12 protein-coding genes are annotated in these 14,329 nt (G+C 34.2%); 2 read left to right on the plus strand and 10 right to left on the minus strand.

Annotated features, from left to right (window positions below; genetic code table 11):
* Positions 1 to 5 precede the first annotated feature (5 nt).
* Entirely contained in the window at positions 6 to 1,229 is a 1,224-nt protein-coding gene (locus GQ47_RS02345; protein WP_035644340.1) for a sensor histidine kinase, read from the plus strand.
* 109 nt (positions 1,230 to 1,338) lie between these two features.
* Here GQ47_RS02345 and GQ47_RS02350 read toward each other — a convergent pair whose 3' ends face one another.
* Positions 1,339 to 1,524: a hypothetical protein gene (locus GQ47_RS02350; RefSeq protein WP_035644341.1), complete on the minus strand. Its 186-nt coding sequence runs from the start codon at positions 1,522 to 1,524 to the stop codon at positions 1,339 to 1,341.
* A gap of 250 nt (positions 1,525 to 1,774) precedes the next feature.
* Here GQ47_RS02350 and GQ47_RS02355 point away from each other — a divergent pair, with 250 nt between their 5' ends.
* Positions 1,775 to 3,718: a glycoside hydrolase family 97 protein gene (locus GQ47_RS02355; protein WP_035644344.1), complete on the plus strand. Its 1,944-nt coding sequence runs from the start codon at positions 1,775 to 1,777 to the stop codon at positions 3,716 to 3,718.
* Positions 3,719 to 3,778: 60 nt separating this feature from the next.
* Here the strand turns inward: GQ47_RS02355 and GQ47_RS02360 are convergent, their stop codons facing one another.
* The 9 genes from GQ47_RS02360 to GQ47_RS02400 form a co-directional block, all read right to left on the minus strand.
* On the minus strand, positions 3,779 to 4,399 hold the full coding sequence (locus GQ47_RS02360) for a DUF417 family protein (RefSeq protein WP_035644347.1): 621 nt from the start codon (positions 4,397 to 4,399) through the stop codon (positions 3,779 to 3,781).
* A gap of 79 nt (positions 4,400 to 4,478) precedes the next feature.
* Positions 4,479 to 5,291, minus strand: coding sequence for a helix-turn-helix domain-containing protein (locus tag GQ47_RS02365; RefSeq protein WP_035644349.1), 813 nt, complete (start codon positions 5,289 to 5,291; stop codon positions 4,479 to 4,481).
* A gap of 42 nt (positions 5,292 to 5,333) precedes the next feature.
* Complete coding sequence (locus tag GQ47_RS02370) at positions 5,334 to 6,767, minus strand: glycosyltransferase family 2 protein (RefSeq protein ID WP_035644350.1); 1,434 nt, start codon at positions 6,765 to 6,767, stop codon at positions 5,334 to 5,336.
* 10 nt (positions 6,768 to 6,777) lie between these two features.
* Positions 6,778 to 7,599, minus strand: a complete 822-nt coding sequence (locus GQ47_RS02375; protein ID WP_035644352.1) for a hypothetical protein — start codon at positions 7,597 to 7,599, stop codon at positions 6,778 to 6,780.
* A 1-nt stretch (position 7,600) separates the two neighbouring features.
* Complete coding sequence (locus tag GQ47_RS02380; protein ID WP_035644354.1) at positions 7,601 to 8,815, minus strand: YaiO family outer membrane beta-barrel protein; 1,215 nt, start codon at positions 8,813 to 8,815, stop codon at positions 7,601 to 7,603.
* The gene (locus GQ47_RS02385; protein WP_035644357.1) at positions 8,815 to 9,180 is read right to left on the minus strand and encodes a response regulator transcription factor; all 366 of its coding nucleotides are present in this window, start codon (positions 9,178 to 9,180) and stop codon (positions 8,815 to 8,817) included. The genes GQ47_RS02380 and GQ47_RS02385 overlap by 1 nt, the downstream gene beginning before the upstream one ends.
* 74 nt (positions 9,181 to 9,254) lie before the next feature.
* Positions 9,255 to 11,240: an ATP-binding protein gene (locus tag GQ47_RS02390; RefSeq protein ID WP_035644361.1), complete on the minus strand. Its 1,986-nt coding sequence runs from the start codon at positions 11,238 to 11,240 to the stop codon at positions 9,255 to 9,257.
* Between the two features lie 334 nt (positions 11,241 to 11,574).
* Positions 11,575 to 12,993 (minus strand): TolC family protein, encoded by a 1,419-nt coding sequence (locus GQ47_RS02395; protein WP_035644363.1) that lies wholly within the window; start codon positions 12,991 to 12,993, stop codon positions 11,575 to 11,577.
* Positions 12,974 to 14,329 (minus strand): HlyD family secretion protein, encoded by a 1,356-nt coding sequence (locus GQ47_RS02400; protein ID WP_035644364.1) that lies wholly within the window; start codon positions 14,327 to 14,329, stop codon positions 12,974 to 12,976. The genes GQ47_RS02395 and GQ47_RS02400 overlap by 20 nt, the downstream gene beginning before the upstream one ends.

Raw genomic sequence — 14,329 nt, forward strand, 5'->3', positions numbered from 1 at the left:
ACATCATGGAAAAAGCTCCAGTTAAAATATTATTAGTAGACGACAAAAAGGAAAATTTACTTTCACTGCAGGTTATTCTTGCTGATTTGGGATATCAATTTGTTGAAGCTACTTCAGGCAAAGATGCTTTGCGAATACTTTTGAAAAGCCAGGATTTTGCTATTATTCTGATGGATGTGCAAATGCCACTTATGGATGGATTTGAAACAGCCGAACTCATTCGGCAAAGTGACAAACTCAAACATGTTCCCATTATTTTCCTTACTGCCAATATGAATACTTCCGATTATATTTTTAAAGGATATCAATCGGGAGCGGTTGATTATATGATTAAGCCATTATCCGCAGAAATTTTGAAGGCAAAAGTGATGGTTTTTACTGAATTGTATAAAAAAACAAGAGAATTACAACTCAAAGAAGAAGAAACAAATGCACTTAACGCCAAAATTATAAAAGCCAATGAAGATTTGGCCGCCCAATATGTAGCAATCGAAAAATATGCAAACGAATTAAAAAGAAAAAATACCGAATTAGATGCTTTCACGCACATTTCAAGTCATGATCTTCAGGAACCGCTGCGAAAAATTCAGACGTTTTCAAATATTATTCTCGCAAAGGAATATGAAAATTTAAGCCCTGACGGAAGATTAAAGTTTGATCGCATTTTGTATTCAACCAATCGAATGCGTGAATTAATCAACGATCTTTTGGCTTTTTCCAGAACAAATATTATTGATCGCATTTACGAAAATACAGATCTTGAAACTATAATTGAAAATGTAAAAGAAGCGCTCAGAGAAAACATCAACGAAAAAAATGCTTTGATTATTACTGATCTACACGGGAAAATAAATATTATTCCGTTTTTGTTCATTCAGCTTCTTGAAAATTTAATCAATAATTCACTGAAATTTTCTCAGAAAGAAGTTCCACTTGAAATTACGATTAAAAGCCGAATGGCCACTGGAAAAGATTTGCATAATGATAAATTAATTCCTTTGGAAACCTATTGCCATATCAGTTTTCAGGACAACGGAATTGGTTTTGAACCTGAACACAGCGAAAAAATATTTGGCGTTTTTCAAAGACTGCACAGCAGAGATGTTTATGACGGAACTGGTATTGGCCTTGCCATTGTCAAAAAAATAGTTGAAAATCATAACGGAATAATTATGGCGACATCTCAACCTATGAAAGGTGCTACTTTTGATATTTTTATTCCTCAATAAATTTTCTTTAAATAAAGAAAAGCAAAACGAAGATATCCCTCCAAACCGGGATATCTTTAAAATAATTGAATTCAGCCTGTAACTAAGAATTTATGGCTGTTATTAAACATTATTTCCTTAAATTTTTTATTGCTTTTTCAGCACTTTTATCATAGTCTTCATCAGTTATTTTTTCTTTTTTAAAAGTTAAGACTTTGCTTTTGACAATAAAAAAGCAGACCGAAAACCCTAAAAAAATAATTGATATTAGGATGATCTCTACTATTAAACTGTTTTCTGCTGTATTACTTATCATATCTTTATTTTAAGATTTTGAAAAAAGAAAACTTAACCTATTCTTATATACGAAAACAACTCAACTTTGGATCAAAAAAGATGGATTTAATTATTCCTCCCTTTTCTTTACTGTATTCTGTTCGAAATATTTGAAATTTTACAAATACTTTCCTTTTCAAAATTTTTCTTTTCAAAAATAGTGTTATTTTTACACTTATTACTATTTTTTGAAAATCAAACTTTACTAACCGACCAAAATACTACAAAAAATGAGATATCTCTTTCTTAGTTTTCTCCTATTCATCATTTCAAATTCGCTTCGAGCGCAGCAACTTTCGACATTTAGTCCCGATAAAAATTTAAAACTTGAAATTTCTGTCGATAATGGCCTTGCTTACTACCAAGTATTTTTCCAAGGCGAAGAATTCCTTGCTAAGTCTCCATTAGGAATAATAAGTTCCGCTGGAGATTTTACGAAAGGACTTAAATTAATTGGAAGCAAAACAAATAAAATTCAGGAATCGTATCACCTGAATCGCTCTAAAGTAAGTCAGGTAAATTATAAAGCAAATGAAATAAATTGCACGTTTACAAATGCTGCTAATGATATTATAAACATCATTTTCAGAGTTACAAATACAGATGTTGCTTTCAGTTATCTGATTCCGAAAAGCAAAAAAAACACTGGAACCTGTACCATTGAAAAAGAAATTACTGGTTTTAAACTTCCTTCAAAAACGACCACTTTTATCACGCCTCAAGCGCCACCGTTAAGTGGATGGGAAAAAACAAAACCATCTTATGAAGAAGAATATACGAGAGAAGAACCAATTGGAACAAAATCACAATACGGACTAGGTTTTACTTTTCCGGCGCTTTTTCATTTAGGAAATAAAGGCTGGCTTTTGATTTCTGAAACTGGAATCAGCGGAAATTATGTCGGAACCCGATTAAGCGACGCAAGTACAGACGGAATTTATACGGTTACTTTTCCGCAAGAAGGAGAAAACAATCATGACGGACCTGTTACCGCTACTGCTCCACTTCCAATGCAAACTTCATGGAAAACAATAACAATAGGAAAAACGCTGAAACCAATTGTGGAATCAACCGCAGCTACAGATGTTGTAAAACCGCTTGTAAAAACATCGAAAATATTTGATGCCGGTCGCGCAAGCTGGAGCTGGATTGTCTGGCAAGATGAGAGCTGCAATTATAACGATCAAAAAACGTTTATTGATCTTGCGGCTGATATGAAATGCGAATTCATTTTAATTGATGCGCTTTGGGATGTAAATATTGGTAAAGAAAAAATGGCGGAATTAGTTAATTATGCCAAATCAAAAAATGTTGGCGTTTTGCTTTGGTACAATTCGAATGGAAATTGGAATACCGCTCCGCAAACGCCAAAAAACAAAATGAATACTTCAGAAGCCCGACGTTCAGAAATGAAATGGCTACAGGAAATTGGAGTGAAAGGATTAAAAATTGATTTCTTTGGCGGAGACAAACAAGCGACTATGAAATTGTATCATGATATACTTGTCGATGCGGCAGAATTTGGTCTGAACATCAACTTTCATGGTGCTACCCTGCCCCGCGGTTGGGAAAGAATGTATCCAAATTATATGACGAGTGAGGCTGTTCTTGCTTCTGAAAATTTGGTTTTCCAACAAGGATTTAGTGATCGATATCCTTCAACTGCTACCATTTATCCTTTTACAAGAAACGCAGTAGCTTCAATGGATTTTGGTCCCGTTTTTCTGAATAAACGTCTGCATCGCGAACCAAATAAAGGCACAACGCGAAAAACAACGGATGCTTTTGAAATGGCAACAGCAGTTGTTTTCTTTTCCGCTGTTCAACATTGGGGATTAACGCCAGAAAACTTAAAAGAAAAACCTTCTTACTTATTTGATTATCTAAAAAATGTTCCAACCGTTTGGGATCAAACAGTTTATTTAGATGGTTATCCTGGAAAGTATTGCGTAATTGCCCGCAGAAAAAACACAAAATGGTATATCGCGGCCATTAATGGTGAAAACGCACCAAAAAATATCACAGTAAATTTACCAATGCTAAAAGGTAAAAATGTTTCTATTATAAGCGATGGCGACGGTCAGGAATCAAAATTCAATACAAAGAAATTGGATAATGCTTCCTTTAATTTGGAACTTTCTGCAAATGGCGGAACGGTTTTGTATATGCCTTAATTTTTCCGAAAAAATAAAAAAATCCCTGTTTATTAAATGCACAGGGATTTTTTTTATTTTTTACTGAATAAACGTTTTTGTTTTGCCAAGAATTCTTCTTGCACTGTCAGAGGAAATAATCAAACCACCGCCCATCATAATTATATCTTTTAAAACCAATCTTCCACCAACAGAAAGATACGGAAAACCAAACTCTGGTGTCGGGAAATCTCCTCCTAGATTTGGGACATAAACCTCAGGTGTTGTAATTAAAAATGATAAAGTGACAAAGGACATTCCAAAAGTTAAGAGTCCGCCCCAAAGTCCTATTTTGGGAAACCAAATTCCTAAAAGAACCAATAAACCAATCGAAACAATGACAGTTCCCAATCCGTACGAAAAAATATAAGTGCCATTCTCTTCCTGCCATTTTATGTTTTTTTCGACTGTTTTGCCTTCTAAATTTTTGTGTAAGGTGTACGCTTTGACTTGTTTTGCTTCATTATTGGCAACCATTTTATTGGCATCTTTGTAAAAGAAACTCATAAAAGGACTATTTGCAACCAAGGGAACAATTCCGTCGGCCTCATATTTAAAGGCTTTTAAACCTCCAATCCAAGCCATTACAATGAAAATAGCTATTCTTAAAAAGTGAACAAAATTGTTTTGTCCGCCAGCAATAAATCTTATAAATTTTTCCATTTTGATTGTGTTTTAAATACACACCAAAATTAGTTTCCAAGTGTCTGGATAAAAATGGACGTAAAGGAGTTTACATGGACTATTTTGCCACAATAGAAATACCGACTTCTTTTCGGAAATCCTTCGGGGAAATTCCAACATTCTTTTTAAAATAGCGGCTGAAATAAAACTCATCTTCAAAATTAAGATCAACGGCAATTTCTCGAATCGGCTTGACCGTTAAATGCAACAGTTTTTTTGCTTCTAAAACAATGCGATCCTGGATAAGTTGTGAAGGTGATTTTCCAAAATGCTTTTTGATTCTTTTACTGAATGTATTCACAGTTAATTTGTATTTAGAAGCATAAAAAGCTACTTCTTTGGCTTCCCGAAAATGTTCGTCAAGCAACTGCTGAAACTGCAAAATAGTTGCATTTCCAATTGATTCCTGAATTTCAGAAGGCATTTTCAACTGCTTTTCTTTACTGCTCAATGCTAAAACAACCTGCAAATAGGATTTTAATATCGAATCATCATAATCGAGTTTGGAATCTTCCACCCTTTTCATTCTTTCAATAATACTGATAATTTCCTCGTAAATAAAATCAGAAATTATTACAAAAGGTTCTCTGTAAATATCATTGAACAAAATTCCGTTGCAGGCCACTTCTTTTTTGTGATATTCAATACAATAAAAATCGCCATGAAAACTCACTTGATTTATAAAAGGCGCTGAAGAATTATTCCATTTAAATAATTGATATGGAGATAAAAAGATAAGACTTTTTCCGCTGCATTCATAATCCGTTAAATCAACTGAAAAAGAAGCATTTCCGTCAAATATCAGAATATAATAATACGGTTCGTTTATTTCTTTGCCAATAAAATCGGTTTTCTTTAATTCAATTTTCATAGCGGAACTCCTTTTTCAGAAATCGGACAATACAAAAATAGCTTATTCTTTTTTAGTAAATCCTTTTCTGGTCATTTCGCCCCAGCCGTGCGTTCCCTTGATTTTTTCTTTGTAGCCCACTAAAGCTGCGTAAACTGCCATTGGATGAAAATATAGCGGTTCAATAAAAGCAGCTAAAAGCAGCTTGAAAAAGTCGGCATGTTTTGGGTATTTATGAAAAGTACGTTCTTCGCTGAATAAGGCTAAAACAGAAAAGAAAACGGCAAAAGTGTACACAAAAAGCAATAGCAGAAGGAAAAAATGCCAGTTCAGCAAACCAAAAAGTATGAATATAACCGTTATTAAAAGACCAATAAACTCAATTCCTGGCGCCAAAAACTCAAATAATGTCCAATAAGGAACACTCAGCATTCCTAATAATTTATATTTAGGATTCATGAACATTCTTTTATGAAAGCTAAGGGTTTCGATTGTACCTCGCATCCAGCGGCTGCGCTGTTTTTTGAATATTTTGAAATCTTCAGGCGCTTCTGTCCAGCAAAGTGGATCTGGAATATAACTTACTGAGTATGGTAATTTATTTTCGAGCATATAACGGCGCATTCTCACGACTAATTCCATGTCTTCACCCACCGTTTTTGTACTATAACCTCCAGATAATAAAGCAATTTCTTTATCAAATGCTCCAAATGCACCGGAAATCAATAATAATCCGTCCAGTCTTCCCCATGCCATTCTTCCTAAAAGAAAAGCGCGCAGGTATTCTAAAACCTGAATCCTCGGAATCATGCTGTCTGGAATATTTACCTCGACCAGACGGCCATTTTTAATCACACATTGATTCGCAATTCTGACTACACCACCTGTTGCAATAATGCGTTTTCCGTGCGATTCCAGGAAAGGTTTTGCCAGTTTCAAAAGGGAATCTTTATCCAAAATACAATCCACATCGATACAAACTACATACGGGTTTTGTGCAATATTTAAACCTACATTCAGGGCATCGGCTTTACCACCGTTTTCTTTATCGGCCACAATTAATTTCTTGAAAGCGGCATTTCTGGAAGTATAAATTCCTTTAAGTTTTTTGGTTTCGATTTGTTCGTGAAAATCAAAATCGGTCAAAACAAGATCATACTTCTTGATCAGAATTTCCATCGAATTGTCTTTACTTCCGTCATTTACCACAATTACCTCATAATTATTGTAATTCAATGAAAGCAGGGATTTTACATTTTCTTCAATTGTAAAACCTTCATTGTAAGCGGGCGCAATTAACGAAAGTTTAGGTGCATAATCGCTTGTAAGCAATACTTCATAATCAACAAAACTATTTTTTTTAAGATAACTTCTAAGTTCTTTTGTAGAGAGATAAGCTAATATTAGATACCAAGACATGATCAATATAGCATAGCCCAAAATAAGTACTATGTATACATCCAAAAACCATATTAATTCGTTGTTTAAAAGACTCATTGGCTTGTAATTAAACTGTTAATGTCTGCAATACGTTTTGCGCTTCATACTGAATTAATGTATTGGGTGCGTGATCGATCAATTGCGATACATAAGGAAGTTTCTGCGTAAGTTTCAGCTCTTTTATAAGTTTTAATCCGAGTGTAATAACCGTTGTGTTTTTAGATTCCAATAAAAGTTCTACTCCTTTTGTATCTCCAATATCATGCATCTTAAAAGCGCCAATAATGTTTAGCTGCGTCCAGTCATCAATAGGGTCAGGATGCTCAGCGAGGTGCACTATGCCTTTTGTTCCTGCAAGTTTTATACAAGCATTAATTGATGTGATTTTCAACGTCTTTTTTCTGGCTTTTGAAAATGTTATGATTGTTTCAAATGCTTCGTTTATATTAAATTCCGCCAATTCTGTAATTCCTTTGCATTTTACTTCCCATCTAAAATTTCGAAGTTTTTTGAACGAATCTTTTATCAAACCTGAATCTTGATAAAATTGTTCCAATTTTTGGGCAAAAACGCCATCGTAATTTTTGTGAAGATTTATAATCGTTTCCATTACAACTTCTCTGAAAAAGGCTTTTTTAAAAAGCGTTGCCGAATTTTTATCTTCATTAATAACCGAAAAAGTCACATTTTCAAAAACAACAGCCGACATTAATTTTTCAATTAACTGACTGTATTCAATTCTGCGTTTTTCTCTGCTTATATTTTTATTTCGGCTCCAAATAATTACCACATATAAAGCAAAAGAAGCTCCAATAAATAAGTATATTGAAAAAATCAGAAACGGTACAACCCAGTCACCTTTTTCATATAATTCCCAAACTTTTTCCATATCAAAAACGTTTAGTTACAATTAACTGGACATTAAACCTGTTTCTGTATTCTCCAGGTGTATATTCTTCGCGTTCATAAAGAAAAATTGGGCGTACGAAAAAAGAATCGCCTAGACGATGCTGATATTGTATTCCAACTCTAAAAGCTTCTAATGGTTGTGTGAAACCGTTATAAAGATACAAGTACGGAACTGTTCCGTATTGAAGTTCCAATCTTATGATTCTTTCTTTTTCTTCATTGGTTTTCTGTACACTTAAAACATGAGAAAACAATGAATTTCCTGTATCATAATATGGTCTGTATGCCAATGTATAACTTCCTGTATTGTATGCAATCTGCCCCGTAAGCAACGTAATATCATCGCTTTCAAAATGCATAAATCGAGCTCCAAATGCAAAATCAAATTTTTTAACTGGTGCAAAATAATATTCTAAACCTGCCTTTCCAACGGGAAATAATGTTTCACCTGTTGAAAGTCCGGCGTTGGCATATAAATAGCTTTTGTTTGAAAATGTTTGGTAAAAATCAGTTTCAAAAAGCATTTGTGTATCATTGCCAGTATTTCCAATGTTTGCGCGACCTACAATTGCCGATTTGCTGAATTTATGTGAATATTCAACATACCCATAATGCAAAGGTGATTGCCCTGGCTCTGACGTAGAAATGTTAAGATAAGACGCTGCAATTGCATTTTTAGCTTTTTTACCAATAAGCGTTCGGATGCTTCTAAATGGCTGAGTGCTATTATCTGCAATTGATGCTTTTTCTATAACTTCCAACGCTTCCTGATCGCGATTTAGTTTTTCAAGACAAGATGCTTTTGTTTTAATTACGTCCACCGATTTTGGGTCAATTGCCAAATATTTATCACAATATGAAATACATTTTTCATATTGTTCCGACCAAAAATAAGTATTGATAATTGCCTGTAAAGCATCAGGATTCGGATTTGTTCTGTCTGTTAATGGTGACAATATTTTTATGGATGATGGATAATCTTTTTTCCAGCTATAAATTCGTCCTGTATAAACCTGAATATCTTCGTTGTCAGGAAATTTAGCACGCAAAGGTTCAATTAAGGATAATGCTTTATCAAAATTTCCTTTTTCTGTTTCTTGTTTTGCTTGAGCTAAAACTGCATCGATATTTACTTCCTGTCCAAAAGAAATGGAAGAAACAAAAAGCAAAACTATTGAATAATATAGAAATTTCATTAAGCTTTGATTTTTAGCAACTTATTAATTCGAACTAAAAGAACGGCAGGACTGATTGGTTTTGCAATAAATTCATTTGCGCCAATATCAAAAGAATCCAGTTCTGTCTGTTCAACACCAGAAGAAGTAAGTATGATTATAGGGACATCTGAATTAATAGTTTCCCTGACATATTGCGTAATTTCCATTCCGCTAATGCCTGGCATGTTTATGTCGGTCAAAATCAAGTCGTAATTGTTTTTTTCGATGGCTTCAAGCGCATCTTTTCCATCAGAAAACTGGTCAACAGCAAATCCTTTGGACTCTAGAAAAAATGATAATGATTTGCGTAAGATATCATTATCTTCGGCTAAAATGATTCTCATTGTTATGATATTTTGAGGCAAAAATTCAATTTATATTTGGCTTATATGTAAAGCTAAGGCTTATTTCTTTTTTATCAAAGCTCCTTCAGGATTTTAACGGTCTCCTCGATTCCGTAATGCAGTATATTTATTTTGTCTTCACTTTCAGAAGTAAATTTATTGTTTAAGGCTTCTTCTTCAATAATCGACAAACAATTAGTGAGATCTGTTAGCATGAAAATATCTAAACTGGATTTCATATTATGCGCCAGTTTCTTTACTGCATCATGATCTTCATTTTTAAATGCTTCTTCAAGCTGAGCCGTTTGACTCGGAATTTTATCTAAAAAAAGATCAATCATTTCTTTTCTAAAATCAGGGCTTCCACATGCCATTTCATCCAAAATAGAAAAATCAATAATTCTTCTTCTTCCATGATCAGCATCTTGGCTCATAACCGTTTTTATCGCTTTTAAAAGAACAGACTGTTTAAAAGGTTTTGGCACATAAGCATTCATTCCGACTTTATAACAACGTTCCTGCTCTCCAACAAGAGAATGTGCTGTCATGGCAATAATCGGAATATCTGATTTCATTTCATTTCTGATGTATTCCGTTGTCTGATAACCATCTTTAATTGGCATTTGAAGATCCATCAAAACTAAATCGTATTGGTGCTTCGATAAAAGTTCAATGCCTTCTTTCCCATTTTCAGCGATATCCAATTCAAAACCAAAATTCTGCACCACGCTTTTTGCTAATTTCTGATTCAGCACGTTGTCTTCGCAAAGCAAAATTTTCAGATTTCCAAGATCATTTTTTGATATTGTTTTAACTGAATCTACTTTCGCATCTGCTTTTTTATATGAAAGGACAAAAGAAAATTCTGAACCGCGACCTTCCTTGCTTTTAACTTGAATTTCAGATTTTTGAAGTTCAATCAACTGTTTTACAATGTTTAATCCGAGTCCAGTGCCACCAAATCTACGCGTTGTACTTTCTTCAGCTTGGGTAAAACGTTCAAAAATGGAATTAAGTTTATCTTCAGGAATTCCGATTCCGGTATCTTTTACAGAAAATCGAAGCGAATAATGATCTTCTGTTTCTTCTACCTTTTTTACAGAAACCGTTACATCACCATCATGCGTAAACTTTAGCGCATTTCCGATAAGATTTACTAAAATCTGATTCAATCTTCCTTGATCGCCAATAACCATATCGGGCATATCGGCATCTAAAAAGAGATTAAATTCTACGTCTTTATGTGCTTTTACTTTTAATAAATTATAAACATGCTTAAGCGTTTTTTTCAGATTAAAAGGCTCGGAATCAATTGTTAAATTTCCTGATTCCATTTTAGAAAGATCTAAAATATCATTTACAATCAAAAGCAGATTTTCTCCTGCAATTTGAACACTTTCAATATAATCGCGTTGTGTTTCATCAAGTTCCGTTTGGGCCAAAAGATCTGTAAAACCAATTATGGCGTTTAATGGCGTGCGGATTTCGTGACTCATATTGGCCAAAAAACTGTCTTTTGCCAAAACTGCACGTTCTGCAATTTTTTTCTGAGCGGCCAACTCAATATTTTTAGTCCGAACTTCCAGCTGATTTATTACGTGTTTTGCAACAATCGAAAGCGCATTTCGCTGGTTTTCATCTAATGTTTTTGCAACATGATCGATAGCACAAATGGTTCCAATATTAAATCCGTCGGGAGTTGTAAGTGGTACACCTGCATAGAATCTAACTTTAAAACCTCCTGTAACATTAGGATCATCTTTAAAACGGTCGTTCAAAAATGTGTCGTTAATTTCGATCATTTCTGATTCCATAATAGTGTATTTACAAAAACTGATTTCGCGGGGAACTTCAGAAACGCCTATTCCGATTTCAGATTTAAACCATTGTCTGCTTTCATCAATAAAAGAAATATGGGCAATTGGCACGCCGCAGATATAGGAAACAAGCTTTGTAGCATCGTCAAAAGCATGATCTGGAAGTGTGTCTAATATATTATAACGTTTTAGGGCTGCTAAACGTTCAAATTCGTTTTCTGGAATTGGATTTTCTGTACTCATTAATTTAAGTGGTAAAGGCTATAAAGTTACAGTATTTCGGCCAAAACTCGGCATAAATTGCCTTTTCAAGGCAATGTTTTACACTATAATATTCCATACAGAAAAAATGTAATCGGTTTCAGACTTTACGTGGGTGACTAATAGCTTAATAAAGCACACAGATAACACGGATTAAACAGATTTTATAAATAATCAGTGAAAATCCGTTTAATCCGTATTATCTGTGTGCCATTTACAAATGGTTAAAAATTATTAAAAACAAAAACAGCAGTAAAAAAAATTACTGCTGTTTTCTCCTAATATAACCAACAACTAAGCGAACAAATAAACTTTTCTAATCTGGATTTGCCAGTATTTTGTATAATTCTGCATTTGAAATGTAAAACTGATTTTCAATGCTGATTTGAGACAGTTTCGCGCTCACCAAATTATTTTCTCTGGAATTAATCAAGAAAATGGAACTTTCGCCAAATGAAAACAGTTTTTCCTCTGAATTTAGCATTGTTACATAATCCTTTACCAGATTATCAATTACCTTTTTTTGTCTTTTTAAAGATGATATTTCAGTTTGCTGGGCTTTAATTTTATTTTTCAGCTCCAATCTTTGCTGTTCGATATCAAACTGTATATCCTGAATTTTGAATTTTGCCAGTTTAAGACTTCCTCTTTCTTTTCTCAAAAAAATCGGAATACTAAAATCGACATTAAACTTATAATCATCGGCGTTGAATGAGTTCCAATAAGAAGGCTCTGAAATATAATTGTAGCCAACATTCAACTTAGGAAGCAACGAATTAGCCTTCAATTTTCTGTTAATTTCCAACATATCCATCTTCGTTTCTAAAGCCTGAAGTTTTGGATGTGATTCTAGGCCTTCAACTTCAACCATCATCGCATCGGTTTTTAAGGTTGTTTCCAATGTCTGAATCAGGTTCTCCTCTGGTTTTACATTATCTTCCAGTTCTACAGGAACATTTTCAATCCATAAATAATTGGACAGATATAATTTGGCTTTGGCTAATTTCAGATTTCCATTTTCAACATTCAGTTGTCTGTTTCTTACTGTAATTCCGGCTTCAACACTGTCAATTGCAGGCGCGTCACCTAATTCAATTAACTTTTTTACGCCTTCAAAACGTTTGCTTGCAAAGCCTAAATATCGATTGTAAAGCTCGGCTTCATTATAACTTTTTCTCCATTCAAAATACGCCTCGCTTGCTTTGTACAACACTTCAATTGCTTTCAATTTTCGTTGTGCATCGCTCAATTTTAATTGCAGTTTTCCTTCTCGAACGTCGGCCATTCTTTGATTGATGAACATTCCTTGTCCTAAAGCAACATTTATTCCCAAAGAAGTCAAACCCGCTTCTGGAGTTTTATTCTGCGGGTTATAATATTGTCCATCAGTATCATCAAAACCTGCTTTTATTTCAACTCCGTACCAAGTCGGGATTTTGAAACTGCTGTTTAATAACGAATAATATTCAGTTCCTTTAAATTGTTTTTTGCTGTAATCTACTTCAATTTTAGGATCAAATCCGCCACGCGCAACCATCAGCGCCGCCTGTGCATTGCTTATCTCAAGATTAGCCTGTTTTACCAACGGATGGTATTTTTTAACGTACCCTAAAAATTCGCTGTAACTTAATTCCTCTTTATTAAAATCCTGACCGTACGAAACAGAAAAACCGAATAAAAACAAAAGAGAAAATAGTCGTACAACGTATTTCAATTTATTTTTTGTCCTTTTCATATTTTGCCTCTTTTACATCTGACTTATAATAATTTGGTGGAAAACCATTCAGATTTCGCCATATTTCATACCAAACCGAAACCGTTTCCAGCAAAGCAATACTTTGTGCTCCTGCTCCAATACTCAATTCTTTAGGCCATTTATTATCCTCGCCATCTGGAGAAATAAGTACTCTGTATTTTCCATTGGCACTGATAAAATTTTCAATTGCTACAATTTTTCCGCCGTAAGTTCCGTATGATAATCCTGGCCATCCTGAAAACACAATTCTTGGCCATCCATCAAACCAAACACGAACTTTTGCACCGCGATGCACTAACGGAAGGTCGATTGGATCGACGTAAGTTTCAACCGCAATATCATAACTTGATGGCATGATACTTACAATTGGAGTTCCTTCTTTAATCGTTTCTCCCAAACCAGCCAACAAAGCACGGTTTACATAACCACTTTGAGGCGCTGTTATGTAATACAAACCGTTTCTTAAACTGTAATTTACATATTGATTTTCAAGTTTATTTACCTGAGCTTCTGTGTCATATTGTGTGCTAAGAGCGGTGAATTTATCGCTTCTTGATTTCGAAATTTTCTCGGCATATTCAGCTGTAATTCGGTTGATTTCTACTCTTGCGTTTATTAATTCATTTTTACTACTTAAAAGCTTGTTTTGCTGTGTAATGATATAAGCCTCAGATTCCTGAAGTTTCAATCTTTTCTGTTCAACATCTGTCAGCGGTTTTAAGCCTTCTTTATTTAAAGCGGTCGAACGATCAAATTGTGTTTTGGCAATTCTTAACTGTGTTTTTACAGCTTCCAAATCCATACTGTCACTTTTAATTTTAAGCTGTGACTGTTTTATTTTATTTTGCGCCTGCTGTAATTTCAGTTCTCTTTCTGTACTAAGTGATTTTGCCTGAACTTCAAGAGAATTTACTTTGTCGCCATAGGATTCAACCGCCATTTTTTTAGCGTCAACCTGCTGTTTTGTATTGCCAACAAGATTTGGATCCAAGTAATCTTCTTTTACTTCAGAAATAAAAACAATCGTATCACCTTTTTTCACATAATCACCTTCCTGCACATACCATTTCTCGATTCTTCCGGCAATAGCGTTGTGAACCGTTTGTGGTCTTTGATCTGGTTTTAAAGTCGTAACCGAACCGCTTCCTGAAATATTCTGTGTCCATGGAAGAAACAGACAGCCTACAGAGAACAATAAAAATCCGATGATGACTCTGTTTAAAATTTTATAATGAGGTCTTCGGGCAACACTTGTTATAGAAGTGTACTTTCCCGGAGTTATAAGTATATTGTTGTCTTTTGATATATTGAGCAT

Source organism: Flavobacterium sp. ASV13, assembly GCF_000745775.1.
Classification (GTDB): domain Bacteria; phylum Bacteroidota; class Bacteroidia; order Flavobacteriales; family Flavobacteriaceae; genus Flavobacterium.